Annotated in this window: 35 protein-coding genes and 1 pseudogene; 15 read left to right on the plus strand and 21 right to left on the minus strand. The window is 52.4% G+C overall.

The genetic code is table 11. The annotated features are described in order from the left end of the window. Positions 1 to 2 precede the first annotated feature (2 nt). Both RAL91_RS18920 and RAL91_RS18925 read left to right on the plus strand, forming a co-directional pair. The gene (locus tag RAL91_RS18920) at positions 3 to 1,766 is read left to right on the plus strand and encodes a SulP family inorganic anion transporter (protein WP_306257808.1); all 1,764 of its coding nucleotides are present in this window, start codon (positions 3 to 5) and stop codon (positions 1,764 to 1,766) included. A 74-nt stretch (positions 1,767 to 1,840) separates the two neighbouring features. Next, positions 1,841 to 2,095 carry a GlsB/YeaQ/YmgE family stress response membrane protein gene (locus tag RAL91_RS18925; protein ID WP_306257809.1) on the plus strand — a complete coding sequence of 85 codons (255 nt, stop codon included), beginning with the start codon at positions 1,841 to 1,843 and terminating at the stop codon, positions 2,093 to 2,095. A 90-nt stretch (positions 2,096 to 2,185) separates the two neighbouring features. On the opposite strand, the gene RAL91_RS18930 is transcribed toward RAL91_RS18925, so the two are convergent. Beyond that, positions 2,186 to 3,331: an alpha-hydroxy acid oxidase gene (locus tag RAL91_RS18930; protein WP_306257810.1), complete on the minus strand. Its 1,146-nt coding sequence runs from the start codon at positions 3,329 to 3,331 to the stop codon at positions 2,186 to 2,188. Positions 3,332 to 3,610: 279 nt separating this feature from the next. On the opposite strand from RAL91_RS18930, the gene RAL91_RS18935 reads away from it, so the two are divergent. Then, complete coding sequence (locus RAL91_RS18935; RefSeq protein ID WP_306257811.1) at positions 3,611 to 4,747, plus strand: aminotransferase class V-fold PLP-dependent enzyme; 1,137 nt, start codon at positions 3,611 to 3,613, stop codon at positions 4,745 to 4,747. A 23-nt stretch (positions 4,748 to 4,770) separates the two neighbouring features. Here the strand turns inward: RAL91_RS18935 and RAL91_RS18940 are convergent, their stop codons facing one another. The 4 genes from RAL91_RS18940 to RAL91_RS18955 form a co-directional block, all read right to left on the minus strand. After that, positions 4,771 to 6,027, minus strand: coding sequence for an RNA polymerase sigma factor (locus RAL91_RS18940; RefSeq protein ID WP_306257812.1), 1,257 nt, complete (start codon positions 6,025 to 6,027; stop codon positions 4,771 to 4,773). Positions 6,028 to 6,207: 180 nt separating this feature from the next. Beyond that, the gene (locus tag RAL91_RS18945; protein ID WP_306257813.1) at positions 6,208 to 6,561 is read right to left on the minus strand and encodes a YciI family protein; all 354 of its coding nucleotides are present in this window, start codon (positions 6,559 to 6,561) and stop codon (positions 6,208 to 6,210) included. 156 nt (positions 6,562 to 6,717) lie between these two features. After that, positions 6,718 to 7,392 (minus strand): GntR family transcriptional regulator, encoded by a 675-nt coding sequence (locus tag RAL91_RS18950; protein WP_306257814.1) that lies wholly within the window; start codon positions 7,390 to 7,392, stop codon positions 6,718 to 6,720. A gap of 4 nt (positions 7,393 to 7,396) precedes the next feature. Continuing rightward, positions 7,397 to 8,350 (minus strand): aminotransferase class IV, encoded by a 954-nt coding sequence (locus tag RAL91_RS18955; RefSeq protein WP_306257815.1) that lies wholly within the window; start codon positions 8,348 to 8,350, stop codon positions 7,397 to 7,399. Between the two features lie 222 nt (positions 8,351 to 8,572). Here RAL91_RS18955 and RAL91_RS18960 point away from each other — a divergent pair, with 222 nt between their 5' ends. Beyond that, positions 8,573 to 8,821: a DUF6455 family protein gene (locus tag RAL91_RS18960; RefSeq protein ID WP_306257816.1), complete on the plus strand. Its 249-nt coding sequence runs from the start codon at positions 8,573 to 8,575 to the stop codon at positions 8,819 to 8,821. A gap of 30 nt (positions 8,822 to 8,851) precedes the next feature. Here the strand turns inward: RAL91_RS18960 and RAL91_RS18965 are convergent, their stop codons facing one another. Both RAL91_RS18965 and RAL91_RS18970 read right to left on the minus strand, forming a co-directional pair. Next, positions 8,852 to 9,589, minus strand: coding sequence for a GNAT family N-acetyltransferase (locus RAL91_RS18965; RefSeq protein WP_306257817.1), 738 nt, complete (start codon positions 9,587 to 9,589; stop codon positions 8,852 to 8,854). Between the two features lie 5 nt (positions 9,590 to 9,594). Beyond that, complete coding sequence (locus tag RAL91_RS18970) at positions 9,595 to 10,332, minus strand: sulfite exporter TauE/SafE family protein (protein ID WP_306257818.1); 738 nt, start codon at positions 10,330 to 10,332, stop codon at positions 9,595 to 9,597. 270 nt (positions 10,333 to 10,602) lie between these two features. Here RAL91_RS18970 and RAL91_RS18975 point away from each other — a divergent pair, with 270 nt between their 5' ends. Genes RAL91_RS18975 through RAL91_RS18995 form a run of 5 tightly spaced genes read left to right on the plus strand, consistent with a single transcriptional unit; the run spans position 10,603 to position 15,181 of the window. Then, on the plus strand, positions 10,603 to 11,565 hold the full coding sequence (locus tag RAL91_RS18975; RefSeq protein WP_306257819.1) for a tripartite tricarboxylate transporter substrate binding protein: 963 nt from the start codon (positions 10,603 to 10,605) through the stop codon (positions 11,563 to 11,565). Next, complete coding sequence (locus RAL91_RS18980) at positions 11,565 to 12,005, plus strand: tripartite tricarboxylate transporter TctB family protein (protein WP_306257820.1); 441 nt, start codon at positions 11,565 to 11,567, stop codon at positions 12,003 to 12,005. The genes RAL91_RS18975 and RAL91_RS18980 overlap by 1 nt, the downstream gene beginning before the upstream one ends. Before the next feature lie 6 nt (positions 12,006 to 12,011). Continuing rightward, positions 12,012 to 13,517, plus strand: a complete 1,506-nt coding sequence (locus RAL91_RS18985) for a tripartite tricarboxylate transporter permease (protein WP_306257821.1) — start codon at positions 12,012 to 12,014, stop codon at positions 13,515 to 13,517. A gap of 4 nt (positions 13,518 to 13,521) precedes the next feature. Beyond that, positions 13,522 to 14,889, plus strand: coding sequence for an acyclic terpene utilization AtuA family protein (locus RAL91_RS18990; protein WP_306257822.1), 1,368 nt, complete (start codon positions 13,522 to 13,524; stop codon positions 14,887 to 14,889). Next, positions 14,882 to 15,181: a DUF4387 family protein gene (locus tag RAL91_RS18995; RefSeq protein ID WP_306257823.1), complete on the plus strand. Its 300-nt coding sequence runs from the start codon at positions 14,882 to 14,884 to the stop codon at positions 15,179 to 15,181. Before RAL91_RS18990 ends, RAL91_RS18995 begins: the two co-directional genes overlap by 8 nt. A gap of 17 nt (positions 15,182 to 15,198) precedes the next feature. Here the strand turns inward: RAL91_RS18995 and RAL91_RS19000 are convergent, their stop codons facing one another. Together RAL91_RS19000 and RAL91_RS19005 are read right to left on the minus strand one after the other, a co-directional pair. Further along, positions 15,199 to 15,573 (minus strand): hypothetical protein, encoded by a 375-nt coding sequence (locus tag RAL91_RS19000; protein WP_306257824.1) that lies wholly within the window; start codon positions 15,571 to 15,573, stop codon positions 15,199 to 15,201. A gap of 127 nt (positions 15,574 to 15,700) precedes the next feature. Then, positions 15,701 to 16,150 carry a YHS domain-containing (seleno)protein gene (locus tag RAL91_RS19005; protein WP_306257825.1) on the minus strand — a complete coding sequence of 150 codons (450 nt, stop codon included), beginning with the start codon at positions 16,148 to 16,150 and terminating at the stop codon, positions 15,701 to 15,703. A 167-nt stretch (positions 16,151 to 16,317) separates the two neighbouring features. On the opposite strand from RAL91_RS19005, the gene RAL91_RS19010 reads away from it, so the two are divergent. The 3 genes from RAL91_RS19010 to RAL91_RS19020 all read left to right on the plus strand — a co-directional run bounded on the left by RAL91_RS19010 (position 16,318) and on the right by RAL91_RS19020 (position 17,954). Then, complete coding sequence (locus RAL91_RS19010; RefSeq protein WP_306263007.1) at positions 16,318 to 16,887, plus strand: bifunctional transcriptional activator/DNA repair enzyme AdaA; 570 nt, start codon at positions 16,318 to 16,320, stop codon at positions 16,885 to 16,887. Then, complete coding sequence (locus RAL91_RS19015) at positions 16,884 to 17,393, plus strand: methylated-DNA--[protein]-cysteine S-methyltransferase (RefSeq protein WP_306257826.1); 510 nt, start codon at positions 16,884 to 16,886, stop codon at positions 17,391 to 17,393. The genes RAL91_RS19010 and RAL91_RS19015 overlap by 4 nt, the downstream gene beginning before the upstream one ends. A gap of 135 nt (positions 17,394 to 17,528) precedes the next feature. Next, positions 17,529 to 17,954, plus strand: a complete 426-nt coding sequence (locus RAL91_RS19020) for a hypothetical protein (protein WP_306257827.1) — start codon at positions 17,529 to 17,531, stop codon at positions 17,952 to 17,954. Between the two features lie 19 nt (positions 17,955 to 17,973). Here RAL91_RS19020 and RAL91_RS19025 read toward each other — a convergent pair whose 3' ends face one another. From RAL91_RS19025 to RAL91_RS19070, 11 genes and pseudogenes are all read right to left on the minus strand, one after another. Then, positions 17,974 to 18,891 carry a diacylglycerol kinase family protein gene (locus tag RAL91_RS19025; RefSeq protein WP_306257828.1) on the minus strand — a complete coding sequence of 306 codons (918 nt, stop codon included), beginning with the start codon at positions 18,889 to 18,891 and terminating at the stop codon, positions 17,974 to 17,976. Positions 18,892 to 19,073: 182 nt separating this feature from the next. Then, complete coding sequence (arsH, locus tag RAL91_RS19030) at positions 19,074 to 19,790, minus strand: arsenical resistance protein ArsH (protein ID WP_306257829.1); 717 nt, start codon at positions 19,788 to 19,790, stop codon at positions 19,074 to 19,076. Next, on the minus strand, positions 19,787 to 20,191 hold the full coding sequence (gene arsC / locus RAL91_RS19035; RefSeq protein WP_306257830.1) for an arsenate reductase (glutaredoxin): 405 nt from the start codon (positions 20,189 to 20,191) through the stop codon (positions 19,787 to 19,789). Before arsC ends, arsH begins: the two co-directional genes overlap by 4 nt. After that, complete coding sequence (locus RAL91_RS19040) at positions 20,188 to 20,874, minus strand: MIP/aquaporin family protein (RefSeq protein ID WP_306257831.1); 687 nt, start codon at positions 20,872 to 20,874, stop codon at positions 20,188 to 20,190. Before RAL91_RS19040 ends, arsC begins: the two co-directional genes overlap by 4 nt. Beyond that, positions 20,871 to 21,368 (minus strand): arsenate reductase ArsC, encoded by a 498-nt coding sequence (locus RAL91_RS19045; RefSeq protein WP_306257832.1) that lies wholly within the window; start codon positions 21,366 to 21,368, stop codon positions 20,871 to 20,873. The genes RAL91_RS19040 and RAL91_RS19045 overlap by 4 nt, the downstream gene beginning before the upstream one ends. A 9-nt stretch (positions 21,369 to 21,377) precedes the next feature. Next, complete coding sequence (locus tag RAL91_RS19050; protein ID WP_306257833.1) at positions 21,378 to 21,710, minus strand: helix-turn-helix transcriptional regulator; 333 nt, start codon at positions 21,708 to 21,710, stop codon at positions 21,378 to 21,380. 108 nt (positions 21,711 to 21,818) lie between these two features. After that, positions 21,819 to 21,911, minus strand: coding sequence for a hypothetical protein (locus RAL91_RS25135; protein WP_371932439.1), 93 nt, complete (start codon positions 21,909 to 21,911; stop codon positions 21,819 to 21,821). After that, positions 21,908 to 22,117 (minus strand): annotated as a pseudogene (locus RAL91_RS19055) (hypothetical protein); the annotation flags it as partial. The pseudogene RAL91_RS19055 and the gene RAL91_RS25135, both read right to left, overlap by 4 nt. 200 nt (positions 22,118 to 22,317) lie before the next feature. Continuing rightward, positions 22,318 to 22,884, minus strand: a complete 567-nt coding sequence (locus RAL91_RS19060; protein ID WP_306257834.1) for a hypothetical protein — start codon at positions 22,882 to 22,884, stop codon at positions 22,318 to 22,320. Positions 22,885 to 22,970: 86 nt separating this feature from the next. After that, on the minus strand, positions 22,971 to 23,513 hold the full coding sequence (locus tag RAL91_RS19065) for a hypothetical protein (RefSeq protein ID WP_306257835.1): 543 nt from the start codon (positions 23,511 to 23,513) through the stop codon (positions 22,971 to 22,973). Next, a complete protein-coding gene (locus RAL91_RS19070) occupies positions 23,510 to 23,686 on the minus strand; it encodes a hypothetical protein (protein ID WP_306257836.1) in 177 nt (58 codons plus the stop codon). Before RAL91_RS19070 ends, RAL91_RS19065 begins: the two co-directional genes overlap by 4 nt. A gap of 415 nt (positions 23,687 to 24,101) precedes the next feature. On the opposite strand from RAL91_RS19070, the gene RAL91_RS19075 reads away from it, so the two are divergent. Both RAL91_RS19075 and RAL91_RS19080 read left to right on the plus strand, forming a co-directional pair. Beyond that, complete coding sequence (locus RAL91_RS19075) at positions 24,102 to 24,746, plus strand: S24/S26 family peptidase (RefSeq protein ID WP_306257837.1); 645 nt, start codon at positions 24,102 to 24,104, stop codon at positions 24,744 to 24,746. Between the two features lie 137 nt (positions 24,747 to 24,883). Next, positions 24,884 to 25,216 carry a hypothetical protein gene (locus RAL91_RS19080; protein WP_306257838.1) on the plus strand — a complete coding sequence of 111 codons (333 nt, stop codon included), beginning with the start codon at positions 24,884 to 24,886 and terminating at the stop codon, positions 25,214 to 25,216. A gap of 34 nt (positions 25,217 to 25,250) precedes the next feature. Here the strand turns inward: RAL91_RS19080 and RAL91_RS19085 are convergent, their stop codons facing one another. Next, the gene (locus RAL91_RS19085; RefSeq protein ID WP_306257839.1) at positions 25,251 to 25,844 is read right to left on the minus strand and encodes a glycerophosphodiester phosphodiesterase family protein; all 594 of its coding nucleotides are present in this window, start codon (positions 25,842 to 25,844) and stop codon (positions 25,251 to 25,253) included. A gap of 48 nt (positions 25,845 to 25,892) precedes the next feature. Here RAL91_RS19085 and RAL91_RS19090 point away from each other — a divergent pair, with 48 nt between their 5' ends. Beyond that, a complete protein-coding gene (locus RAL91_RS19090; protein WP_306257840.1) occupies positions 25,893 to 26,117 on the plus strand; it encodes a hypothetical protein in 225 nt (74 codons plus the stop codon). Positions 26,118 to 26,171 lie beyond the last annotated feature (54 nt).

The following is a 26,171-nucleotide window of genomic DNA, read 5'->3' on the forward strand; positions in this document are numbered from 1 at the left end:
CCATGTTCACACAGTCTTTCCGGAAATTGGCCAAGGTTGCGCCTCGCTATCTACCAATACTGACATGGAGCAAGTCCTATAATCGGGATATTTTCAGCAGTGACATGATGGCCGCGCTGATCGTAACAATCATGCTGATCCCGCAATCACTTGCCTATGCCTTGTTGGCAGGACTTCCAGCACAAATGGGCATCTATGCGTCCATGTTGCCGATCATTCTATACGCAATTTTTGGGACAAGTGGCACATTGGCTGTGGGGCCCGTCGCAGTCATCTCACTCATGACTGCCGCTGCAATCGGAAAAATCGCTGACCCCGGATCAGCGGAATTTGTCGTAGCCGCTCTTACGCTGGCATTCCTGTCTGGCGCTCTGCTTATGATTCTGGGCATTCTGCGGTTGGGGTTTCTCGCCAACTTTCTATCCCATCCGGTGATTTCCGGTTTCATAACCGCGTCCGGTATTTTGATTGCTACCAGCCAACTCAAACATATTCTTGGCGTGACGGCAAAGGGGCATAATCTGCCAGCGCTTCTGGCTTCGCTAGCACAAAACATCCAGTATACGAACCTCTATACCGCCGCACTCGGTATCGGGGCACTGATGCTGCTATTCTGGGCCAGAAGCGGCTTGAAACCGCTGCTCTGCCGGTGCGGCATGCCTTCTGGAGCAGCAGATATCGCCGCCAAGACGGGACCCGTCGCTGCCGTTATTGGCACCATCCTGCTTGCATGGTCACTTGATCTGGGCACCAAAGGCGTTGCGCTGGTGGGCGAAGTGCCACAAGGCCTGCCTCCCCTCACGCTTCCCTCCTTCTCAACTGCACTTTGGCGCGATCTCATCGGTTCGGCTGTTATCATCTCTGTCATCGGCTTCGTTGAATCAATCTCTGTGGCCCAGACCCTTGCTGCTAAAAAACGGCAACGCATAGACCCCGATCAGGAATTGATCGGCCTTGGGGCCGCCAATATGGGAGCGGCATTTACAGGCGGATTTCCAGTGACAGGTGGTTTTTCAAGGTCTGTCGTCAATTATGATGCTGGTGCCCGCACACCTGCAGCAGGTGCCTATACTGCGCTCGGACTTGCCTTGGCTGCACTGTTTCTCACACCGTTCATCGCTTTTCTGCCAAAGGCCACTTTGGCCGCCACCATTATCGTTGCCGTCTTGTCGCTGGTGGATTTTTCAATTCTGAAGAAAACCTGGCAATACTCCAAAGCGGACTTTTCGGCGGTCTTCACCACGCTGCTGGTAACTCTTTTATTTGGTGTGGAATGGGGTGTCATTGCGGGGGTTGTGATTTCGCTCCTGATCCATCTCCACAATTCCTCCCGCCCTCACATCGCAATTGTTGGGCAAGTCCCGCACACCCAGCACTACCGCAACATTCTGCGCCATAAGGTTATTACCCAAGAGACCATTCTATCGCTCCGGGTCGATGAAAGTCTCTATTTTGCCAATGCACGGTTTCTTGAAGATGTGATTTCACGAGAAGTGGCGGAAAGACCATCCATCAAACATCTCGTTCTATTATGCGCAGCAGTAAATCACATTGATATGAGTGCTCTTGAATCCCTTGAAGCCATCAATGAGCGCCTTCGCGATATGAAAGTAAAACTGCATCTCAGCGAGGTTAAAGGCCCAGTCATGGATCGATTGACTGGAACTGATTTTATAGAGCAACTCACGGGCAAGATATTTCTCAGCCACCATCAAGCCATAAACGAATTGTCCGGGCAGCCCGACAGCACCATCCAAACCCCTTGACAGTTTTCGCCCACACCTTCCTAGTCGCATCGCCCGTTTACTGAAACGAGCAATGATTCTGAAAGGAAAACGACATGGGAATTGAGAGCCTTCTTATATTTCTGCTTATCGGTGCAATTGCTGGCTGGCTGGCTGGCCTGATTGTCTCAGGATTCGGCTTCGGTCTGCTCGGTAACATCATCGTCGGCATTATCGGTGCCTTCGTTGCCGGCTTTGTCCTTCCAGCGCTGGGAATTCAGATCGGTGGTGGCATTCTGGGATCGATTATCCACGCGACAATAGGCGCGGTTTTGCTCCTGTTTGTCGTCAAGATTGTCAAAAAAGCCTGATAACACAAACTGATAACACAACAACCGCAAAGGTCTTTCACACCCCGACTATGGTGTGAAAGACCCTCTCAATCTGCCTGTTTAACAGCCTCAGCGGAACCGAAGATTGCCTGCATTCAGTTCGGAAACAGACTTGCACCCCATAAGCCGCATACCACGCTCAATCTCGGCACGCATCAACTCCAGCGCCCGTTCCACACCCGGCTGGCCTGCAGCTGCCAAGGGATAAAGATAGAACCGACCCCCCCCAACAGCCTTGGCGCCAAGTGACAGAGCTTTCAGAACATGGGTGCCACGCTGCACGCCACTGTCCATAATGACATCAATCTGGTCTCCCACGGCATCCACGATTTCCGCCAGTTGATCGAAGGGCGCGCGCGAGCCATCCAACTGACGCCCACCGTGATTGGACAGCACAATGCCCGTACAGCCAATCTCAACCGCGCGTTTGGCATCAGAGACGCTCATCACGCCCTTAAGGCAGAACTGGCCGTCCCATTCCTCAACCATTTTGGCGACATCGTCCCAGGTCATGGATGGGTCCAGCATTTCCGTAAAATAGCGCCCGATCGACAACGCCCCATCGCTCATATCCACATGATCATCAAGTTGCGGCAAAGCGAACTTCTCATGGGTGACATAATTGATACCCCACACCGGCTTCATGGCAAACTGAACCATGCCACCCAATGTCAGACGAAATGGAATTGAAAAGCCGGTGCGCAGATCACGCTCCCGGTTGCCGCCAGTAATGGAATCCACGGTCAGCATCATCACTTCCACACCGGCCTCTTTGGCACTCTGCATCATGGCCCGGTTGAGGCCACGATCCTTGTGGAAGTAAAACTGGTAGCATTGCGGGTTGCTGTGCTTCTTGCGCACTTCAGCAAGACTAACGGTCCCCAGGGATGACACCCCGAACATCGTGCCGTATTTTTCCGCCGCAGCGGCAACAGCCCGCTCTCCATCATGATGGAACAGGCGCTGTAACGCCGTCGGCGAGCAATAAATCGGCATGTCCAGCTTTTGCCCCATGACGGTAACGGACATGTCTACATCCTGCACACCGGACAGAACATTCGGGACCAGATCGCAATCTTCAAATGATTCCGTATTACGCTGGTAGGTCGTCTCATCATCAGCCGCACCGTCAATATAATTGAAGATAGGGCCAGGCAGACGTCTTTGAGCAAGTTCGCGAAAATCATGAAAATTGTGGCAGTGTTTCAGGCGCATAAAGACTCGCAATATCTGGAATTTCGCCGCCATCGTAACCAACTGGTCACTGGTTGCAACGGCTCAATCCGCAAGAGCAGATTACAGCGGCTCGTTTCTGCGTCAGCCAGCCATTATTTGGTTAAAAACATGACAGCGCTCGCACCGAATAAACACCGGACAAGTTCCGCAAACCATTGCGCTGCTGGCCAACAAATCTTACTGATGCCCTGTAAACAGACCGGGCTCCGGCTAATGGCCCAGTTGTTCCAGCCAAATTCTGATGTAAGGATACGCACCATGACAAATTCTCCGTCCTCAGTGGATCCTGATGGCCTGATGGAATTCTCTGTCGTTTTTACAGACCGCTCCCTCAACCACATGTCGCAGACATTTCAAAAAGTCATGAATGACATCTCCTCAATGTTGAAGGAGGTTTATAATGCTGACGCTGCGGTTGTTGTTCCAGGCGGCGGCACCTTCGCTATGGAAGCGGTTGCCCGGCAATTCGCAAGCGGCAAGAAAGCAATGGTCCTGCGCAATGGCTGGTTCTCATATCGCTGGACGCAGATTTTTGAAGCAGGCGACATCCCTTCAGAACAGAGTGTTCTGAAAGCACGCCAGAGCGGGAATGATCGTCCAGCCCCGTTTGCACCGCATCCAATTGAGGATGTGGTCAAAGCCATCCATCAGGAAAAACCCGATATTGTCTTCGCACCCCATGTGGAAACATCATCAGGTATTTTGCTGCCAGATGACTACATAAAATCAGTTACAGAAGCGGCCCACTCTGTAGGTGCATTGTTTGCACTCGATTGTATTGCGTCCGGTGCCTTGTGGGTGGACATGAAAGCCTGCGGCGTTGATGTTCTCATAAGTGCGCCCCAAAAAGGTTGGAGTTCATCGCCATCTTCTGGCCTCGTCATGCTCAGCCAGCGGGCTTTGGATGTTCTGCCAGAAACCAAAAGCTCAAGCTTTGCGGTTGATCTCGCCAAATGGCACCAGATCATGCAGGCCTATGAAAATGGTGGCCACGCCTATCACTCCACCATGCCCACCGATGCGCTGACAGGATTTCGCAACACAATGCTGGAAAGTCACGACTACGGCTTTGAAAAACTGCGCCAAGACCAGATCAGCCTTGGCCAGGGCGTTCGCAAACTACTGGCAGACCATGGCTACAAAAGTGTCGCAGCGCCTGGTTTCGAGGCCCCGGGCGTGGTGGTCAGCTACACCAGCGACCCGGATATCCAGAACGGCAAGAAATTTGCTGCCCAAGGCATGCAGATTGCAGCAGGCGTCCCGCTGATGTGCGATGAACCATCCGACTTTTCAACATTCCGCCTTGGCTTGTTTGGGCTCGACAAAATGCATGATGTGGAAACGGCCGTTGGAAAAATCGAAACCGCTCTGAAACAAATCGAGGCAAAGGGTTGAAACTCAGCCCTTGGAACAATGAGCTATTCACGCGTTTCAAGGTGGACAACCTTGTCTTGTAGAAACTCTTTTTCGAACGTGTTATTCGATAAATTGATCGCAGTCTGGAAACACGCCTTGGCCGCCATTTGATCGCCCGCACGGCTCAGCACATCTGCTTTAGCCGCAAAAAAGGGCTGGTACTGGTCCAATTGCCCATCAACAGCAACGGCGTCCAGCATGTCCAATGCAGCTTTGGTTGAGCTTGCATACGAAACAGCTACGGCCAGATTGATATAGACCACGGGTGACGGTTGCATGGCATACAGCATTTGATAAAGCGCTTCGATTTGTGGCCAATCAGTCGCGTCCCATGAAGGGCTTTGTGCATGCAGAGCACTGATGGCTGCTTGCACCTGATAAGGTCCAACACGCTGTTTTGGAAGTATGTCTTCCAGCAGCATGGCCCCTTCCTGAATTTTTGAAGCATCCCAGCGCTTCCTGTTTTGCAGCTCCAACGGCACCAGTCCACCAGTGGCATTACTGCGCGAAAAGCGACGGGAATCATGCAGCAGCATCAGTGCCAGCAAACCACCAACTTCAGGTTCATCCGGCAACAATTCTCGGATGATACGCGCCAGCCGAATGGCCTCTTCGGTCAAGTCTGACCGGATAACGGTCTCACCGGCACCGCAGGAATAACCCGCATTGAAGATCAGGTAAATCACACCAAGAACAGATGAAAGGCGTTCAGGAAGGACCAATTGATCGGGAACCTGATACGGGATTCCCGCAAGCGCTATTTTCTTCTTCGCGCGCACAAGACGCTGCGCCATCGCATCCGGCCTGTCCAGAAATGCGGCGGCAATTTCGTCGGTCGTCAGTCCGCCAAGCGTTCGCAAGGTCAAGGCAACGCGCGTCTTTTCCTCAAGTGCGGGATGGCAGCATGTGAAAATCATTTCCAGACGTTTATCGGGAATGATTTCCGGTTGATAGGCATCCTCGGCCTTATGCTCCAGATCAAGCAGATAAGAGATATCGGCCTGCTTGGACGTAAAGTTTTTGTCACGACGCAACCTGTCTATGGCTTTTCGTCTGGCGGTGGTGATGAGCCAGGCTGCGGGACTGGCAGGAAGTCCGTTCTTCTGCCAATGCTGCATCGCCGATAGTATGGCGTCCTGCAAGCTGTCTTCTGCCAGTTGAAAGTCACCCAGCGTTTTCACCAGGGCAGCCAGAATGCGCCCCCACTCCTCGCGGACTGTTTTGTCTATGGCCTGCTGAAGCGTATGAGAGGGCAGCATATTTTGCTCGGATCATGGGTACACAGGTGCGGTCATCCTCTTACCTTAGAGAATTATCACATAGGCTGTCATCAGTGCCTTCAAACAGTCAGAATTGATGCTTGCAATATTGGGGACCCGCTTTGCGCCAAGATCAGTTGAAGCACAAAGCGGGCGGCCGATAAGTCCGAATGGATCCGATTAATTGTCCCAGACCACCAAAGGCCGTACCTCAATACGCCCATATGCCGCCGTCGGGATCATCGCAGCATAGTTCAGAGCGTCGTCCAGATCGGTGCACTCCAGCAGATAATAGCCGCCTAATTGTTCTTTGGTCTCTGCAAATGGCCCATCCATTGTGTCGGTCTTGCCATTGCGAATAGACAGTGTTGTGGCTGTGGTAATGGCCTGCAAGGCATCACCGGCAACAAATTTACCGTCGGTTTTCACCTTTTCGGTGAAATCCATATAGCCCTGCATGAACGGGCCGAATTCCGGTGTGCCGGGCTGAGGACCAGAACCTTCGGCGGAGTAAATAAGAAGCATGTATTGCATTGGATCATTTCCCTGATTTGAAACAGAAGCACTGCACCCCTGTATAAACCAGACGAACGGCTCAGACAAAAATCGACATCAAATCAGGAAAAATTCAACCGTGCCGGTTTTTTCGCTACACAAATCACCAAAAAAAGCGGTGTGACCAACCGGTTTTCATCCGGTCGGCAAATGCATTTTTGTGGTTTCCAACCCTTGGCGCATATGCGTATCCAGATGGTCCTGCATCGCATCCAGACTGTTCCCAAGAGCACATTTCACATAGACCTCGTGGCCTTGGCGCAACGGACCCACTCGATTATGGGCTTTCTGATGTAGCGTGAAGTAAAATTGCAAATTGGGTTTCATCTGGCACCAGGTTTTTTGCAGCAAGGCGTGCCCTGCCAACTCATAGCACCAATCATGCAAATGAAGCTCCAGCTCAATTGCACGCTCCGTATCTTCATTGCGATCTATTTCAGACAGAAGGTCTGCGTGACGCTGCTCCAGATCAGCACGCGCTTTCGGGTCGCGTTTCGCCCAGCATTGCTGGAAGGCAAACTGCTCCAAGGCAGTCCGTAGTGAATAAAGCTCTTCCAGATCCTGTCTGGTAACACTGCGCACAAACAGGCCCTTATATGGAAGGCTTTCCACCAGACCACTGTCGACAAGGTCACGAATGGCTTCACGCAAGGGTGCACGGCTGACACCCAATTGGTCAGCCAACCGGGTTTCCGTCAATCGCTCGCCAGGTTGCACATTTCCATTCACGATCAACTGGCGCAGATGTCGGACAATCTGCCCACGTCGCGTTTCATCAACAATCGGTTTCAGCTTAACAAGGGTCGCCATAAAGCTAACGCGTCTGCTCAGCCACCAATTGCTTGTACAAATCCCGAATGCGGCGGGTCATTGGGCCGGCACCTTCAGGTGCTTCATCACCACCAATCCGTTTTCCATCGATCTCGCGCACAGGCGTTTGCGCACCAAAGGTGCCTGTTAGAAAGGCTTCATCGGCGCTGTATGCTTCATAGAGCGAATAGTTCTTTTCAAAAACAGGAATTTCATTGGCTCGGCACAGATCAATCACTTTCTGCCGCGTGACACCATTCATGCAATAATCGCCCGTCGAGGTCCAAACCTCACCTTTCCGCACAATAAAGAAGTTGCAGGCATTGGTGGTATTCACAAACCCGTGCGGGTCCAGCATCAATCCTTCATCTGCACCGGCCTGTTCCGCCTGCAAACAGGCAATCACGCAATTCAGCTTGGAATGCGAGTTGAATTTGGCATCTTGAGAATTCGGCAGACCGCGAACCTGCGGCACACTGGCCAACCGGATACCACGGTTTTGCAACCGATCCACCGGCTTTGAATGCTCAATGATAATGACTAGCGTTGGACCGGACCGGGATAATTTGGGGTGCTGGAACGGCTTTGCTTTCAGGCCACGTGTCACCATCAACCGGCAATGGGCGTCAGTGTGCATATCGTTTGCAGCCGCTGTACGGCGCAGCGCATCAGCAACGCCATCTCGGTCGAGCCCAATGTCGATTGAAACAGCTTTGCAGCTGTTGAACAGACGATCCATATGCTCTTCGAAAAACGCCCAGGTGCCGTCATAAAGCCGCATGCCTTCCCACATTCCGTCCCCAAGCATGAAGCCGGCGTCATAGACCGATACCTTCGCCTCATTACGATGGACGATCTCACCATTGACGTAAATCATGATGTCCTGATTGCGCACATCATCTTCGGCTTCATGTGTGGTTGTCGAACTCTTGTCGGCTGTTGGGGAGGCAGTTGTCATGGCTTGGTTCCATTAAGGGTGCGATAAATCACAACCATGATTGTCGATTGTCGACAATCAGTCAATACGCAGATGGACCTTCATATTTATCAAGTGAAATCAGATATTTACAGAAAATTTACCTTACTCAAAATAGAGCCCATTCCAGTTTGATCGAGATCAAGGTGCATGCACCACCGATCCATAAACTACAAGCTCACAAGAGGCGGGTAGGATTAAGTCATGGGTTTCTTTCAAAAGACTGGCGATCAACTTGAATTGCTGGAGCAGATGATCGAACGGACCAGCGGAGGTTCTGGCCTTGATATGCTGACCGCGAGCGATCAGGATGTCCGCTCTGCCATGTTCGCCTGCCTGGGGTGTAAAAACACAGGGGCTTGCAAAAAATGGATGGCGGGAGATCACACCGGCGAAGCACCACCAGCCTTCTGCCCGAATTCAGAGCGGCTGGCACGTCTTTCCAAAAGCTAGGCTCAAAGCCTGCCCTGCGCTAACGCGCCCTTAATCGACCCCGCGCAAATTCGAAATCAAGTCCGCAAGCTTCTGCTTTTGCTGACCATTTGGGTCAAAATTCTGAGGATCAAGCCAGGCAACAAAGGCTTCCTTGATGAAAGGCCATTCCCGATCCAGTATCGAAAACCAGGCTGTATCCCGGTTGCGTCCCTTATAGACCAAGGCCTGACGGAAAATCCCTTCATAACTGAAACCATACCGTTCAGCCGCTTTGCGTGAAGCTGCGTTCAAACTGTCGCATTTCCATTCATAACGACGATAGGCAAGGATCTCAAAAGCGTGCGCCATCATCAAAAACATGGCCTCAGTTGCCAGCGACGTACGCTGTAAAAGCGGCGAATAGGCAATCGTGCCCACCTCGATGGAACCCGCATCCGGCGCAATACGCATATAGCTGGCAATGCCCACCGCTTTCGCACTCGCCTGTTCAACGACCGCATAAAACAATGGATCACGCCCCTTGCTGGCCGTAGCAATCCAGTCTTTCAACTTAGCTTTGGTCGCGAAAGGACCGGAGGACATATAGGTCCAGAGCCGTCCCTCGGCATCAAGCGCAAAGGCATCTGCAAGATCATCGCCATGCTGCCCGACATCCAGCTGCTCCAGGCGGCACAACCGCCCTTCCAGCAATTCCCCGGTCGGAAATTTGCTTCCACTCCACGCGGGAACCGCCTCACCCACTGGTTGGCCAAATTCATTGTTTCGCGGATGCACATCTTCGCTCATCAGGTTCAGCCTCCAAAAGCGACTTCAGCATAGAGTTTCACAGCAATCAGCGCCAACAGTGCCAATATCAGCTTGTCGAAAACGCTACGCGGAACATAGCGTGCAATGAAAGCTCCAATTGGCATGCAGCCAATCATCGGAATAAGTGCAATGCAACTGATCCAGAAGCGCTCAGTTGTCATGAGCCCAAGTCCGACCAGAAACGGCAATTGCACAAGGGCCATGGATACAAAGAAGAACGAGACCGTCGCGATAAACTGTTCTCGTTCTGGCTTCATCGCATTCAAAAATGTCAGCGAAACCGGGGCCGAAATGCCCAGTGATCCCTGCAAGACGCCAGCAACTGTTCCCACAGGCACAACAATCCGCACAGCAGTTGCGTATTCCAGAACCCATTCAGGTCTGGCCAGTCGGAAAGCAATATAAAGCGTGACCGCAACCGCTATCATCACGGTCAACAAATCGGTTGGCAGATAGGCCAGCATGAAGGTGCCAACGATCGCGCCCATGAGTCCAGTCGCAGCAAAGCGATAGGTCAACGCTGGTGGTAATTGGTCTTTTCGATAGCTCCAGGCCTGCCACATATTCGACAACAGATTTGGAATTACAAAAATTGTGACCGCAGTTGGCACGTCATAGAACAACGCAATGATGGGTATAGCAACGATGGGTGCCCCGGCTCCGGTCGCCCCCTTTAAAATACCGCCCAGCGCAAAACTCAGAAAAATATAGAAGAATTCCATGGCTACTCGTAACGCCCAACTAAAAGTTCGACAACTGTAAAACACCACCCGATTAACAGCGACCGACCATTTGTAAATTGCGCCAATCTGAAATCGTGTTCAGGCGCTGTTATGCATCTCGATTTACCTCGTTCAAAGAACAGGAAGATAAGCGCGGCGCTTGCTTGTTACCGGTAAAGTCATTTCAAAATGCTGCTTGAAGTCCTGAAAATCTGCTGTCATGGTTCCGGTTCAACAAAACAAATGTTTTGTCGAAAATGGGAGAAAACAATGAAACTAATCAAAAAAACAGCTTTGGGCGCAGTCCTCAGTCTTGGGATGTTCTCAACAGCATATGCAGCAGAATGCATCGCTCCGGCTAATCCCGGCGGTGGTTGGGACTTCACATGCCGTCAGATCGGCAAGATCATGTACGACATCAAGGCCGTTGATTCACCTATTCAGGTTACCAACATGGCCGGTGCCGGTGGCGGTCTTGCCTACAGCACTGTGGTCAATGAGCGCAATACCGATGAAGACCTCATCATTGCTGCGTCCTCAGCCACAACAACCCGCCTTGCGCAGAATGCCTATGGCGGCGCAACCGCTGATCAGGTCCGCTTTGTCGGCGCAATTGGTGCTGACCCCGGCGTGATTGCTGTTGGTGCAGATTCTGAGTTCACAAGCCTCAGCCAACTTGTTGATGCTATCAAAGCAGATCCAGGCTCCGTGGCTTTTGCCGGTGGGTCCGCAGTGGGTGGTTTCGACCATCTGAAACCTTTGATGATCCTGCAACGTGCCGGGTTCACAGACATTACCAAAGTCAAATATATCGGCGTTGATGGTGGTGCAGACGCCATCACTCAGACAATCGGTGGCTTTACACAGGCTATGACTGGCGACATGTCGGAAATCGTTGGCTTTCTGAAATCCGGTGATATCCGGGTTCTGGCAGTCCTGACGGAAGACCGCATTCCAGGCTTCGACGACATTCCAACTGCCAAAGAGCAGGGTTTTGACGTCGTGGCAGTGAACTGGCGCGGTCTCTACATTCCAAAGGGCGTCAGCGACGAGGTCTTTGATATCTGGGCTGATCGTCTGGCCAAAGTTGCAGCATCCGATGAGTGGAAGCAGGCAATGGTCGATAATGGTCTGGCACCATTCACCAAAGTTGGTGGAGACTTCCAGAGCTATGTGGACGGCCTGGTTGCTGAAATTCAACAACTGTCGAAAGACATTGGGGTTATTCAGTAATGGCTTCTGACCGGATTTTTGGTCTGGTCATGTTCGGAGTGGCGCTCGCATATGTTGCGAGCGCCTTTCAAATTCAGTCCAGTTTTCTATCTGATCCTGTCGGCTCGAAATCATTCCCGATTCTGATCGGTGTCGTCGTCATGATCAGCTCTCTTGTACTGATCGTGAAACCCGACCCGGACCCCGACTGGCCCAAATCGCGCACCTTCCTTGTGTTGCTTGTCGCGATCATAACCCTCATTGGCTATGCTTACGCGCTCAAACCATTGGGCTTCATTCTGCCAACTTTCGTCGCAGCCTCCATCCTCAGCTATCAGATCGGGCCCCGCGTCGGACCTGCCCTGATAACCGGAGCCGGCCTCTCTGTTGGCCTCTTCATCGTATTTAAATATGCTCTGGGCCTGGGATTGATCCCCTTCCCTACGGGCATGATCGGGTAAAGTCTCATGGAAACATTTAGCAATCTGGCACTGGGTTTCAGTGTTGCCCTGACGCCCTTTACCCTGATGCTGGCCATCATTGGCTGTTTTCTTGGAACCATAATCGGCGCTTTGCCCGGTCTTGGTCCATCCAACGGCGTCGCAATTCTCATTCCCATTACCTTTACCCTTGGGCTGGATGCGACTTCTGCATTGGTCCTCATGACCAGCGTTTATTATGGCGCCATGTATGGCGGCCGTATTTCCTCCATCCTGCTGAATATTCCCGGTGATGAGCCGGCGCTTATGACCACTCTGGATGGCTACCCGATGGCCAAACAGGGCAAGGCAGCTGACGCCCTTGTTCTATCCGGCGTTTCCTCTTTTGTTGGTGCTTTTCTGGCTACCATCGGGCTCATCATTCTGGCCCCTCTGCTTGCACGTGTGGCTTATCTGTTTGGTCCTGCCGAGTATTTTGCGCTCTATCTTCTGGCGTTTTGTACGCTTGGCGGCATGGCGTCCAACAATCAGGCGAAGTCAGCCATTGCAGCTTGTCTTGGCCTTGGCATTGCCATGATCGGCCTCGACAACACCTCTGGAATGCCGCGTTTCACCTATGGCAATCTGCACCTGATGGATGGCGTGGATTTCCTGGTTGCCATCGTTGGCTTGTTCGCCATTGCCGAAGTGTTTTTCTTCATCGAAAGCCATGGCAAGAACACAGCTCTTGGCGTGCGTCTTGAGAGGGTCACCATTCCGTTCAAAATGATCAGGGACAGTTTCTGGACCATGATCCGCTCCACATTCATTGGCTTTTTTGCAGGGGTTCTCCCCGGTGCCGGGGCATCCCTTGGCAGCTTCATGGCCTATATGGCGCAAAAGGCGATCGCGAAAGATCCTGAGACTTACGGCAAAGGCAATCCACGAGGCGTTGCAGCGCCGGAAGCTGGCAACAATGCTGCGGCAGGTGGCGCCCTTGTGCCCATGCTGACCCTTGGTGTTCCCGGCTCCGGCACAACGGCCGTGCTATTGGCATTGTTGATGACACTCAACATCACGCCCGGCCCGACACTCTTTGCCGACCGCCCCGAAGTTGTCTGGGGCCTGATTGCCTCACTGCTCATTGCCAATATTGTGCTGCTTGTCATGAATGTGCCGCTTGTGAAAATCTTTGTCTATGTCCTGCAAGTCCCACCCTGGGTGCTTTTGCCGGGCGTAACGATGATATCCTTCGTCGGCATCTACTCCTTGTCCGGCAGCTACTTCGATCTGCTTCTCATGGTCGGCTTTGGTGTGCTGGGTTATTTCCTGCGCAAACTGGATATCCCCACCGTTCCGGTAATTCTTGGCATTTTGCTCGGCAATCAGATGGAGGATTCCCTCCGCCGTGCAATGGTGCTGTCCGATGGTGACTGGGCCTTCCTGTTCTCAACACCCATAGCCATTGGTCTTTGGATTGCAGCCATTGGTGGCTTCGTTGCGCCAATGTTCCTGCGCAAAGTGTTGAAGAAACCCCAAGCGATTACGGATTGATCTCATGACAAGAGTTTTGATTCCTTCCGGCGCTTTAGGTCTTGGTTGCGATCAACTGGCCATGGACCGTGCCATTGCTGCCAAACCCGATATCATCGCAATTGATGGTGGCTCCACCGACTCCGGCCCTTCCTATCTGGGCCGGGGCGTTTCCAAATATTCCCGCGCTTCAACCAGACTGGAATGGAAAGGTCTGATGCAGGCGCGGGCCAAAGCGGGCGTTCCGCTGGTCATAGGCACTGCCGGCACATGCGGGTCCGACAGTGCTGTAGACTGGTTGCTGGATATCACTAGAGATATCGCGGAGGAACTCGATCAAACCTTGAAAATCGCTGTTCTGCGTTCGTCTCAGGCCCCGGATTACATCGCCGACGCTCTGACTGGCGGGAAATTAAGTCCCCTCAGTCCGGCACCGGACATCTCTGAAGAAGCCATAAAGCAATTCACCAACATTGTAGCACTGGCTGGGGCTGAACAGATTCAGGCCGCGATTAGCACCGGAGCTGATATCATTATAGCTGGTCGCACAACCGACACAGCCATCATCGCAGCGCTGCCCCTCATGCAAGGGTGCCACGCCGGTGCTGCCTGGCACGGGGCTAAAATCGGCGAATGCGGCGCGCTCTGCGCAACCAACCCGCAATCTGGCGTCGTGCTGATCGACTTTGATGAAAGCGGCTTTACCATCACACCAACCGCCGATGGTGCCAATGCCAGTCCACACACAGTATCCGCTCATATGCTCTATGAGAATGCGGATCCATTCATTCTCCATGAGCCCGGCGGTCATCTGGACGTCACCGACGCGCAATATGAAGCCATCGATAGCAAAAGCGTTCGTGCAACCGGCGCCAGATGGGTGCCGTCAGAGCAATACACCGTCAAACTGGAAGGCGCACGCATTGCTGGCTATCAGGTCATGGCCTTTGCCTTGCTCCGCGACAGACGCTATGTCGACCATGCACAACAATGGGCAGATGACATCACCCAAAAGGCACGGTCCAAAGCCATAGATCGTTTGGGCATATCGGGTGATGAATTCTCAATCGAACTGCGTCTCATCGGCAAAAACGCAACGTTCGGCGCTTTGGAGCCAGACAACTCCAACCACCGCCCAACCGAGATTGGCGTCATGGGGTTTGTCACAGCAAACAGCCTGGAACAGGCCCAGGAAATCGGCAAAATCCTCAATCCCTATCTGCTGCACCACCCGCTGACCCAGGAAGAAGAACAGCCAACCTTCGCCTTCCAGTTCTCGCCTGCGGAAGTGCCCGTTGGACCTGTGTATGAATTCTGCCTCAACCACGTCATGGAACTGAAAGACCCGATGGAAGCCTTCAAATTGGAAACAATTGAGGTCGGCCATGGCTGAGCTGGGGCAATTGGTAGAAAAGGTTCGCTCCAAAAATGCCGGACCATTCAAACTTACAATCGATATTTTCTGCGGTTCAAAAGATGCTTATGACACCGTCAGAGCAAGCTTGCCGACGCAGCGGATTGCCACTTTGCTGCAGGCAGATCCAGAAAAACTACAGCGGTTTGAGATCCCATCTCTGAATGTCGTAAAATTCAGTCTCGACCGCCCGCAGGTCCAGGGTTCAATCCATGACCGTGACATGCACGGCGCAAGTTGGGCCGCACTGATTGCTGAAATGAAAATCTAATTAACGCGTTCGACTTGCTACTGCGCAGGCGCAACCGGTTCCGTCACGGTTGGGGGCTTTGCCGGAATACCAGTATCATTTGAAACTGGATGCCCCCACCACGCATATCCTATAATTCCCAGAATAACGAGCAGCAGCAACAGGGCCAGAATAAATGGCAAACGCACCAGCCAACGCGCAAGTGAGGAGGCTCTGAATTCAAATGACAGCGCAAGAGCAAAAACGGAAACCAGACCGGCTGCAAATTGCCATCCAAGAAACTCACTTATGCGATTAAGGCCTCTCGTGAAGCCAAAATCTGTCGGCGCTGTGATCGAAAACGTCACAAAGGACCACAAATATAGCCCGGCCCAAAGAGCCAGCAAAATATACGTAAGCGTGCGTTTGCTCATGGTCAGCCCCCATCGCAGAGCTAGCAGCTATTCCGCCACCGCTCCAATTCAACCAAGGGGATAATAGCTAAAGAAACCGGCGTTGCAAATTGACGCAACGCGCTTTGCAGGTTGTTCGGCAATATTTCTACTGAGTGACGTCGAGCGTATCCCAGTAAGCTTGCGCTTTACGGATGGTTCCAGATGGGTCCTTGCTAAAACGCATCGCCCCTGTTGCCGTGTGAAACAAATACAGTTTTTTATTGTGAATGCGCCAGTGCTGGGGTTTGCCCTCAACCACATGCTGTTGCGACAAACCGCCAGTGCAATAGGCACCAAACTGGGGCGCAAAAGCTTCCGGGTTTGCGCGAAACTGTGCAGCTTCAGCGGCTGATCCAAATCGCCACGTAGCACCCTTCCAGCTTACAACATGGTTGCCGCGACCTGCTTCAGGGCCACCTTTTTGGAAATAGGACGTGGTATCTGTGCCGCGAATGGCAAGATGCCCTGCCCCCGTTGAATTGATCGGATCAAGCGCGGATGCTGAACCGCTCAAGACAAGAATGGCGCCAAGGCCAAATAGGAAACGTCGTAACATAATAAGTACCTGCCATTTTAAGCGAGTGTTTAATCCTGTTTACATGGCCCGCATCCAAAATGCATGTCACAGATAGGTGATCAGTGCCTGCCGCCACATCGCCGGAATCGGACATCATCATCACTTGCCCTATCGACCAGAAACCGGCCATTGGCTATTCTGTATCCATGATTGATGTTGAAACATGCGAAGCCGCACGCTACCGCCGTGATCCGGCATTTGACGGCTTGTTCTTCACTGCAGTGAAGACCACCGGCATTTATTGCCGTCCGGTCTGTCCGGTAAAACAACCACTGTCAAAAAACGTGGTTTACTACCCGTCAGCACCGGCGGCAGAACGCGCCGGCTTCCGCCCTTGTCTGCGTTGCCGACCGGAAACCGCGCCTTTTTGCCCGGCCTGGAAGGGAACCAAATCCACTGTGGAACGCGCATTGAAGCTCATTTCAGAAGGTGCGCTTGATACTGGCAGCATAGCGGACCTTGCAGATCGGCTGGGTATGGGGGCGCGGCATTTATCCCGCCTCTTCAAACAACATGTCGGGGCAAGCCCCACACAATGCGCCCGGACATTCCGGCTGCAAAAGGCCAAGCGGCTCCTGAACAACACGGACCTTTTAATGCCCGACATAGCAACCCAATCCGGCTTCAGCAGCCTCCGCCGGTTCAACGCAGCCTTCTCAGAATTATACGGCCGCCCGCCGACCGATATTCGCCGTCGCAGAGAATATGCATCATGATAATCCAAGAAAACCTTGTCTGGTGCCACATCCAAAGCCCGGTCGGGGAGTTGGTTGTTGCTGGAAATGAAAACCACCTGCACCATATCGGTTTTCCAAACGGAAGCCGCACAACAGAAATTCATCCCGGTTGGACCCATGATCCAACCCCCTTTGCGGCCCTGCGCGAACAATTAAAGGCCTATTTCGCAGGTGAATTGATTACGTTTGATCTGCAACTTCGCCCATCCGGAACCGATTTCCAAAAAGCGGTCTGGCAAGCTTTGATGGACATTCCATATGGGGAAACAACGTCTTATGGTGCACTGGCTTTAACAATTGGACGCCCTAAAGCCAGCCGCGCAGTCGGCGCGGCCAATGGCGCAAATCCCATTCCAATCATAATTCCATGCCACAGGGTCATTGGCGCTGACCGGTCCCTTACCGGTTTTGGCGGAGGCGTCGAAACAAAAGCGTTTTTACTGCAACTGGAAGGTTTTTCGGATGCAGAGCCACTGCTGCTTTAGGCCCAGAAAACACGCTCACATTTGACCGATGATCATGCTATACTACATCCATAGATTGCAAAATTCAGAGTTTATCTAGAAGCGCATCCCATGCTTTCAGCAGGAAGCCGCAGCGCAATATAAGGGAGCTTGATTTTGAAAACCCCATGGCATCTTTGGGTAATCGGAGTGGTCACCCTCCTCTGGAATGCGGTTGGCGCATTTGACTATGTCATGACTCAAACCGGCAACGCAGACTACATGGCCCAGTTTACTCCTGAACAGGTAGCTTACTTCGCAGGATTTCCAACGTGGGTAAACTCCAGTTGGGCCATCGCCGTCTGGTTTGCTGTCGCTGGGTCATTCCTGCTGTTGCTGCGACATCGGGTTGCGGCACCTGTTTTGGGCCTGTCATTGATTGCGATGATTGTAACTGCCACCCACAATTTCGTCATGGGCGATGTACAGATGCAGGATGTCGTCGGACAAGGCGCCATTTACTTCACAATTGTTCTGTTTGCCATCGCCCTGCTTTTGTGGGTCTACAGTCTCAAAATGCGTTCAAACGGCGTACTTCGCTAGAGCGGCAAGTGCAGCAAACCTACGCGTCTTTCAGGGTTTCCGGCTGTGGCACCCACACTTTCAGATCATCATCGTGAATTTCAAACTGGACTGTGTCTGGCAGCTCAACAAGTTCACCGTCTCGAAGGGCCTGCGCGCTCCCTCTTTTCTTTGGAAACCGAAGCGTAAGTTTTCGCACTTCCTCGATCAAAACTTTATCATTCTCAGCCCATCTCCCAATAATCAGATCAAGGATCAGCCTCACGGCCTCAATCGGCTTGACCCTTGGTGTACGATACACACCAAGCACATGCCCATCATAGTGGTCAGCAAAGAGATCATGACCGGTTCCAATCATGTTATTGGAGACCGATAATGCAGCAATTCTAACTGTATCAGCGCCTCTATCATCACGCGTCAATTCGACGAGCATCGAAGGCGGGTTGGTCATCACACTGAACATCGCCCGCAGAGTTGCCCAGATTTTACCAATCCGCGAGCTATAATCCATTTTGTTGCGCAGCCGAACGGCACGCGGATGGAACCCCACAGCATATTGATTGATGAATGGCGCACCATTGGCTGTAGCAATATCAGCGGTATCTGCACGGCCTTGGGCAAGTGCAGAGACCGCTTCAAACAGATCATCCGGCATATTCAGCGTTCTGGCATAAAGGTTCATGGTGCCACCCGGCAGCACGCCCAAAAAGCGACCGCTCTCCCAAGCCAGCTCAGCCATTGCAGATACGGTTCCATCGCCTCCGGCCGCAATCAGCAATTCTGTCTTCGAAGTCCGTACAAGATCTAACGCAGAATTCATGCCCACCCGATCAATCCGAACCATCTCTATGGTATGACCGGAATTTTCAAATTCAGATGAGACATGTGCTTCAAAGGCCGATAAATCAGCGGTCTTGAGTGTACCGCTATCGCCATTAATGAGGATTAGGCAATCCAACAGATCTTCTCCTGCTTCATCTCGTGAGGCTGCTGTCGAGCAACTCTATGCGATCACAAACTAACTTGCCCTGGCAGATCGGCAATCCGTTACACACTGCATTTATTGTTGAGCAACAGTTTAGCACAGATGCTTCGGCCTCTGTCTAGAAACTGTCAGACCGCACTCTTTCGCAACCAGGCTTACATGGCCTTCTGATTGACTCTCGCCGACAGAGTTTCAACACTCTCAACACGTTCAGAATAACGATCTGTAAGATAGGCAGACCGTCCGCGCGTGAGCAAAGTGAATTTCATCAATTCTTCCATGACATCCACCATACGATTGTAATATGGAGACGCTTTCATCCGGCCATCATCGTCAAATTCCAGAAAGGCTTTCGGGACAGAAGACTGGTTCGGAATAGTGATCATACGCATCCACCGCCCTAAAATACGAAGCTGATTGACTGTATTAAAGCTCTGGGAACCGCCACACACCTGCATCACAGCCAGTGTTCGCCCCTGTGTCGGCCGAATGCCGCCTATGGGTGCCAGCGGCAACCAGTCAATCTGAGTTTTCATAAGACCAGTGATTGTGCCGTGGCGCTCCGGTGAGCACCAAACCTGAGCTTCGGACCAAAGCGACAATTCCCGCAACTCCTGAACCTTTTCGGCCTCCTGTGACATCTCGTCAACAAGCGGCAGACCGGTCGGGTCAAACACTCGAACATCAGCTCCAAGGTGGCTCAGCACCCGAGCGGCTTCCTCAGTCAAAAGCCGGGAGTAAGACCGCTGTCGCAAAGAGCCATACAGCAACAATATGCGTGGTTTGTGATTTGGCCCGCCAGGCAGAACCAGCATGTCGTGATCTAGGGGACGCAGACACTCTTTATCAATCTTCAGAAAATCATCCGTCATGGAGCGACGATCACCTCGCCATCTTCTTTGGTATGGCTTGTACCTGATGGAACATCCAATAAGTCGAACACCCGTTCGGAAGGACGACAAAGCGCAACACCCTTGGCAGTGCAGACAATGGGTCTGTTGACCAACACAGGATGCTTCAGCATAGCTTCAAGAATGATATCTTCAGAGACCGTTTCATCAGTCAGACCCAGTTCTTCCGCAGGTGACTTGGAAACACGCAGAGCAGTGCGTGGAGTCAATCCGGATGCAGCGAACAAGCCTTGCAATTGCGCGCGCGTCCAACCCGTTTTCAGATACTCAACGACAATTGGCTCCTCCGCAAAGGCGCGAATAATCTCCAGCACATTGCGTGACGTTCCGCATTGCGGATTATGGTGGATGACAATGCTCATACAAGCTCTGCCCTCTCATTGGACGGGGTTAGTTGAAAGCGGCAAAACGCCCAGGCCAGAACGGCACCCAGCAATTGCGCCACAATAAACCACGGCACATCTGTCGGCCGGATACCGGCAAAGGTGTCAGAAAATCCACGGGCGATTGTCACTGCCGGGTTGGCAAAGGAGGTCGAGGCGGTGAACCAGTATGCAGCTGTAATGTAGAGACCAACGGCCATGGCGACAGCGCTTTCCCTGGCTTTCAATGTGGCCAATATGGTCACCACCAGACCAAATGCTGCAACACTTTCTGCAAACCATTGCGGCCCACCGGTACGCACAGTTTGGGAAAACTGCCACATGACTTCATCAAACATCAGATGCGCCGCCCAGACACCGACTAGCCCACCCGCAACTTGAACCAGCACATAAGCAATACTATCCCGAACGGAAATTGCGCGCTTCAGCGCAAACACCAGCGTGACCGCGGGGTTGAAATGAGCGCCTGAGATTGGTCCAAGCATTGTGATCAGCACAACAAGAATGGCACCAGTGGGAATGGTGTTTCCCAGCAGGGCAATCGCCACATTTCCGTCAGCCAGACGCTCCGCCATAATACCGGAACCAATCACGGTAGCGAGCAGGAAGGCCGTCCCGACAAATTCCGCAGATAATTTCTGCGCCGCAGAATATGCGTTCACGTTTGCCGTCCAATGTCATCAAGTTTCGGTTGCAGCGACATACGATCAATGCTCGCCAACGGAAGGGCGGTAAAAATCAAAATGCGTGTATTCAGCATTCGGTAAGCCTCTGAAAAAGCGAGAGACACCTCACTGTCAGTCCCTTCCACCGCAGCAGGGTCAGGAATACCCCAATGGGCTGAAAGCGGCTGGCCCGGCCATACGGGACAGGCCTCACTGGCCGCATCATCACAAACCGTAAACACGAAATCCATTTTAGGTGCATCAGCACGGGCAAACTCGTCACAGTTCTTGGACCGCGCAAATCCGGTATCGAAGCCCAGCCTGGCCAACAGAGCAATTGATTCTGGATGAACCTCGCCTTTGGGAAAGGATCCGGCAGAGTAGGCTTTGAAGCGCCCAGCCCCCACTTTGTTCATAATCGCTTCTGCAAGAATTGAGCGGGAAGAATTACCAGTGCACAAAAAGAGCACATTAAAAGCAGTTGATTGCATGGATTTCCCTCAACAAGCACAGGCAATTTCGTCAATTACCGGCTGGCACAAATCAGGTCGGCCTCCACAGCAATCCTCCATCAGAAAGCCCAGTAGACCGCGCATGGCATCAAAATCTGCATAATAGCGAATTGTCCTGCCCTGCCGTTCATTGCGCACCAACCCGGAATTCAAAAGAACCGCCAGATTGGCCGACATGGTGTTTTGACGCACATCCAGTCTCTCACCAATCTCACCGGACAACATGCCCTGTGCCCCGGCTTTCACCAGAAGACGAAACACATCGAGCCGGGTTGGCTGGCTGAGAGCAGCAAAAGAAATTATCGCGTCTGAGTTATCCATATATCATGATTAATTGATATATTTATGACAGACAAGTGTTTTCTGCCAGAAAGCCTTTGGCGTCTCGGCAAAGCACCACATGTCCCCCGCCCCTTCGGGCGAAGCGCGTTAATTTTTGATGGAAAGGAAAGTTCGCCAGCCCCCAGACTTTGAGATATCGCGCGCACCCGCTGTCCGCTGGCTTCGCAGATAAAACCTCACAAAGCGTCCATCGTCCAGTTTGACAGACCCCAACCCAAGAGGAGATGGAAGGCAAGCACTGCGATCATCAGCGTCAGACCAGGAAAAACCGCCAGCCACCACTCACCGGACACAATGACATTCGCACCTTCAGCAACCATAATGCCCCATTCCGCAGTCAGCGGACGCACACCGAGGCCAATGAAGGAAAGGCCTGCTGTTTTCAAATCCCGATAGGCCTGGATACCGAGCGTCAGGACTCCATTGCATGTCGTCCGGTGTCCCAGAAAGATGTGCCGGAAGTCAACTTCTGCTTGGACAAATGAAAGGCAGGGCGCTGCCAGTGATCTCATCCAGATTTGCCGATCAACTTCTCCTTGCTCTGTAACGGGGGCGCCGGAACTCACAGAGTAAGATGAGCGATAATCTAACGCAGCTCAACCATTCGCTCTGGAAACTCCAACGCGATTGCGTCCAAGGCGTCCCTAAGGTAGCGCACCATATGGCTTGGCCAGGAGCCCAGTTCGGAATCCTCAACACAAGCCATATGAATTGTATTGCTGGCGCTGGCATAAGGATGTCCGTTCTTCGATGCAGCAGCCCGCATTGCGCGTTGCAGACGGGTATAGTCGGTTTCCGCTGCTGTAACCGTTTCTGGGCGCATTTCAATATGGCTTAACCCAACGACCCGAAACAGATCAAAGGCCTGCGGGGTTGGGCGTTGATAGCCTTTCATCCGGTAGTAGAATGTAATGATATCTGCCGCCACAAGCCCTGACTGAAACTGCAATTGGCTCAATTCCCCTTTCAACATCGCACGGCCCAGCGCAAATCCCCATTCAGGCCGCAAGGCATTTGTCTTGCTTGGGCCGTGCATACGCTTTCGGGCTTCCAGAGCAACATGGCGGATACGGTCAGACTGCCCTGCCCGTGACGGCTGTCCATTCGGTTGCCGCTTGATATTGACAATGCGCTTGCGACCGGAGCGTTTCATCGACTTGGTTCTCATAAGGTGACCTTTGGTGACGGGATTAATTGGATATGTGCTGTGCGGACACAGCCGAACTGAAGCGCCATTTGTTAAAACAATCCCTTGTCCAGCCGCGCCTGATGCGTGCAGATTCCGCGGGATACCAATGCGTGGTTTTCTGTCCGCAAGAACCTGGAAATCCGTGTCACGACACTGGGTGTCTGATGCCAGGCGCGCCAGCAAAACTCATGCTTTGCCAACTTCACATAACGACTGCCTTTAACCTGACAGATTTCATCTTCTTCCAACCCATAGCGCACACAGATTTCCGTCATGATTTCAGAAAGGCTTTGGGCGGTTGCAGGGTCACCGGCGAATTGTTTCGGGGCAACTTTGGGGTGGCTTGAAATACTCACCGGGAACAGGATGGCCTTCATCTTCGGCCCTGGTTCACGATGGTAAACGCGTTTCGCCCTGATTTGCTTGGCTTTGGGTTTTTCCCTTGGTTTACAATTGCTTGGGCTTTGCGCGTTGGCCTCAAATTCAGTTTTTCGGACTTTGCGGGCATATGGCATTCCCCCCATACGCAAAAGCCTCTGTTTGTGGGCAATCTGCAATTGACGTGCATAACCCGCATCTGAACCGCCAATCATTGCACACCATCCCGGCCCGCAACACGAAGCCGCGCCAAAATATTGTAAACCAGCGCCTCCGGACAGCATAAAACATCTGCAATCTCGGCACTGTCCAGGCCAAAGGCCCAATAACAAAGAACGTTGTCTGTGAATGCGCGCGACGCGCAATGCTGCTCAACTGAAAGAACCATTTGAGCCTTCCTCTTTTCTGCGAACCTTGCCGCCTGTGTGGTTGATAAGGCCGGTGCGGGAAAAGCAAAAAACCCGCACCGGCCGCGTGGCCTGGCCTTGGAGGAAAGGGCCAGGCCGGGAGGCGCTCTAGCGCTCGGGAATTCTATCCCTGCCACAAGACCCAATGCAGCGGATGGCACTGCCAAAAGCACGGCATCCGCGCCACCGGAAAAGGTTAATTGGGGGGCTTTGCGCGGCGCTCTCCCTGCTCATGAATGCAAAGACACAGCTTGCGTACCTACCCCTGGCGGAAACAAAGCCCTCGACATGGGCGGCAAAGTGATTTAGGTGTGTCATAAGCATCCTATAGTCCAATTCCTATTATTAATAGGTATTTTCCTATAGATCACAAGTCAACCGCTGTGAAGAAAAAATATGGATAAAATCAGAAAACGCCTCTCTCGGGAAATTGAGCTGCGCCAGATGGACATGAAGCAATTGTCCCTGGCTCTTGGCAAAAACCATGCCTATGTGCAGCAATTCCTCACCAGAGGAATTCCGGCTCGCTTGAAAGAACAGGATCGGCGCAAGCTCTCCGAGTTACTGGACATTCCCGAAAACGAACTGGGCGGGCCAAAACCGGCATCTAGTTCTGCGCACGCGACACCTCAATTCAGGACCATTACTGAATATGATATCCGCGCATCAGCAGGCGACGGCGCCCTCACCTCAGAAGAAAATGTCCGCTCACAATGGCCTTTTGATCCCTCTTACTTATCTGATTTTCTTGGATTATCGACAAACGACCTTGCCATAATCGAAGTGCGCGGCGATAGCATGGAGCCCACCCTGTCCAGTGGAGACCGGGTCATGGTTCACCTTGCCGACAAACAGATATCTCAACCTGGCATTTTCATCATTTACGATGGTGGTGGAACAGTTATCAAACGGGTGGAGAAAATACCGGGGCAAGACAAGCTTGTGCTGATCTCTGACAACCCACTTCACACACGCTATGAAATTTCCGGGGACGACGTACAGATCGTCGGACGCGTTGTCTGGGCCGCGAAGAGGCTGTAACCCCACCCCACGGGAATGCATCGAAGCCCCGCGAGCAAACCAGTAAAATATGGAAATACCTATAATAGGATTAATCCTATTTACTGAAAATAGTTTTTCTCCTATCATGCTGTGTCGAAGCAGCTAGGAGGTTGAAAATGGGAATGCCTGACGCAATTGGTCACCTGGATCGAGTGTCCTTTGAAGACACAATGGTCCCTGATCTTGGAACCATGCTTTGGTTTGAGGCCGATTTCAGTGTCGAAGCCGATAGCGGGTCATACGCCTTTTTCGTACAGCGGATTTACACACAACAGGCTTCTCCTGAAGGGGCGGAAGGCTACTTCCCTGTCCCGACCAACACCGCAGCACAAATTATTCTGGAACTGGAGTTGCGCAGTTACCTGGAAACCAACCAGGGGGTTCGAGAACTGCTTTGCGAATTGGCTGACGGAGCAGGCCTGGAACACTGGCTCCATGTTGCGGCTTAAGCCGTTGCAGCCGTTATGTCTCGCAATACGGAGCTCATGAAAACAAATCCGGCCTGTCAGACAGCACACTTTGTGCACCACGCTCCAGGAAATAGCGGGCCTCAACCGGATCATTTACAGTGGCTATGGCAAATTCGATGCCGTCAGCACACAGCCGCTCCATATCCTGTTCGCCGACAAAACCGGCTTGCAAGTGGAGGATCTGGTAATCTGCGTCTTCAAGCCGCGCCTTTGAGTCCCGGGGCATTGCAGCCGTTGCAAGCCCTCTCGGTACATTTGGCAATTGCTTTGCTGCCAGACGCATACAACGTTCCGAGAAGCCGGAAAGAAAGAGCGCATTTTCGCCAATTGGACAGTGCTTTTTCACCACAGCACAAGTGGCCTCGACGAGAGGTTCTTCCAAACCGCTGATCTCTATTAATTCTAATTGAAGGTTCAGCCCCTCTTCCAGGATTGTGCTCAGATATTTCTCCAGTGTGACCGTATGAGCGCCCTCATAATCCACTGAAAACCAACTCCCGCTGTCCAAACTCATAATATCAGCGAGTTTGCTATGGATGACCAGGCCACTACCATTTGTAGTCCAGTCTTTGCAGGTCATGGCGGCAGCCATCAAAGCGCTTGTCACGCACAATGGAATCCCGCAGGAACGGGTCTCATTGGTGTTGATGTCGCAATGTCTGGCTACCGTTCAAACGGGCGTGATTGTTATGTCTGCCCACCGCCAATTTCGCAATCGTCCGTTCTGGCCCTCACACCATTGTTCGAAAACGCTTTCGGCCTTCCGGTCTGGACAGAAAACAACGCCACATCGGGTGCAATTGGTGAATCGTTGATTGGCGCTGGCTGGCTTCACAGCACATTTGCTTATCTTTCCTTCAACTTCAGCTTTTGCGGCTGAATCATAGTTGATGGCAAACCGCTTTTGGGCGGATTTGGCAATGCGAGTGAAATC

Source organism: Pararhizobium sp. IMCC21322 (assembly GCF_030758295.1).
Taxonomy (GTDB): Bacteria; Pseudomonadota; Alphaproteobacteria; order Rhizobiales.

Coding starts and splice junctions, on each gene's coding strand:
- RAL91_RS18960 (WP_306257816.1), top strand. CDS start 8,573: ATGGGTTTCTTTCAAAAGACTGGCGATCAACTTGAATTGCTGGAGCAG.
- RAL91_RS19000 (WP_306257824.1), bottom strand. CDS start 15,573: ATGAGCAAACGCACGCTTACGTATATTTTGCTGGCTCTTTGGGCCGGG.
- RAL91_RS18920 (WP_306257808.1), top strand. CDS start 3: ATGTTCACACAGTCTTTCCGGAAATTGGCCAAGGTTGCGCCTCGCTAT.
- RAL91_RS18965 (WP_306257817.1), bottom strand. CDS start 9,589: ATGAGCGAAGATGTGCATCCGCGAAACAATGAATTTGGCCAACCAGTG.
- RAL91_RS18955 (WP_306257815.1), bottom strand. CDS start 8,350: ATGACAACTGCCTCCCCAACAGCCGACAAGAGTTCGACAACCACACAT.
- RAL91_RS19090 (WP_306257840.1), top strand. CDS start 25,893: ATGTCTGGCTACCGTTCAAACGGGCGTGATTGTTATGTCTGCCCACCG.
- RAL91_RS19050 (WP_306257833.1), bottom strand. CDS start 21,710: ATGGATAACTCAGACGCGATAATTTCTTTTGCTGCTCTCAGCCAGCCA.
- RAL91_RS19010 (WP_306263007.1), top strand. CDS start 16,318: ATGATTGATGTTGAAACATGCGAAGCCGCACGCTACCGCCGTGATCCG.
- RAL91_RS18930 (WP_306257810.1), bottom strand. CDS start 3,331: ATGCGCCTGAAACACTGCCACAATTTTCATGATTTTCGCGAACTTGCT.
- RAL91_RS18995 (WP_306257823.1), top strand. CDS start 14,882: ATGGCTGAGCTGGGGCAATTGGTAGAAAAGGTTCGCTCCAAAAATGCC.
- RAL91_RS18940 (WP_306257812.1), bottom strand. CDS start 6,027: ATGCTGCCCTCTCATACGCTTCAGCAGGCCATAGACAAAACAGTCCGC.
- RAL91_RS18935 (WP_306257811.1), top strand. CDS start 3,611: ATGACAAATTCTCCGTCCTCAGTGGATCCTGATGGCCTGATGGAATTC.
- RAL91_RS18985 (WP_306257821.1), top strand. CDS start 12,012: ATGGAAACATTTAGCAATCTGGCACTGGGTTTCAGTGTTGCCCTGACG.
- RAL91_RS19075 (WP_306257837.1), top strand. CDS start 24,102: ATGGATAAAATCAGAAAACGCCTCTCTCGGGAAATTGAGCTGCGCCAG.
- RAL91_RS18990 (WP_306257822.1), top strand. CDS start 13,522: ATGACAAGAGTTTTGATTCCTTCCGGCGCTTTAGGTCTTGGTTGCGAT.
- RAL91_RS19015 (WP_306257826.1), top strand. CDS start 16,884: ATGATAATCCAAGAAAACCTTGTCTGGTGCCACATCCAAAGCCCGGTC.
- arsH (WP_306257829.1), bottom strand. CDS start 19,790: ATGACGGATGATTTTCTGAAGATTGATAAAGAGTGTCTGCGTCCCCTA.
- RAL91_RS19070 (WP_306257836.1), bottom strand. CDS start 23,686: ATGGTTCTTTCAGTTGAGCAGCATTGCGCGTCGCGCGCATTCACAGAC.
- RAL91_RS18975 (WP_306257819.1), top strand. CDS start 10,603: ATGAAACTAATCAAAAAAACAGCTTTGGGCGCAGTCCTCAGTCTTGGG.
- arsC (WP_306257830.1), bottom strand. CDS start 20,191: ATGAGCATTGTCATCCACCATAATCCGCAATGCGGAACGTCACGCAAT.
- RAL91_RS19060 (WP_306257834.1), bottom strand. CDS start 22,884: ATGAAACGCTCCGGTCGCAAGCGCATTGTCAATATCAAGCGGCAACCG.
- RAL91_RS18980 (WP_306257820.1), top strand. CDS start 11,565: ATGGCTTCTGACCGGATTTTTGGTCTGGTCATGTTCGGAGTGGCGCTC.
- RAL91_RS18970 (WP_306257818.1), bottom strand. CDS start 10,332: ATGGAATTCTTCTATATTTTTCTGAGTTTTGCGCTGGGCGGTATTTTA.
- RAL91_RS19005 (WP_306257825.1), bottom strand. CDS start 16,150: ATGTTACGACGTTTCCTATTTGGCCTTGGCGCCATTCTTGTCTTGAGC.
- RAL91_RS19080 (WP_306257838.1), top strand. CDS start 24,884: ATGGGAATGCCTGACGCAATTGGTCACCTGGATCGAGTGTCCTTTGAA.
- RAL91_RS19065 (WP_306257835.1), bottom strand. CDS start 23,513: ATGATTGGCGGTTCAGATGCGGGTTATGCACGTCAATTGCAGATTGCC.
- RAL91_RS18950 (WP_306257814.1), bottom strand. CDS start 7,392: ATGGCGACCCTTGTTAAGCTGAAACCGATTGTTGATGAAACGCGACGT.
- RAL91_RS18925 (WP_306257809.1), top strand. CDS start 1,841: ATGGGAATTGAGAGCCTTCTTATATTTCTGCTTATCGGTGCAATTGCT.
- RAL91_RS19045 (WP_306257832.1), bottom strand. CDS start 21,368: ATGCAATCAACTGCTTTTAATGTGCTCTTTTTGTGCACTGGTAATTCT.
- RAL91_RS18945 (WP_306257813.1), bottom strand. CDS start 6,561: ATGCAATACATGCTTCTTATTTACTCCGCCGAAGGTTCTGGTCCTCAG.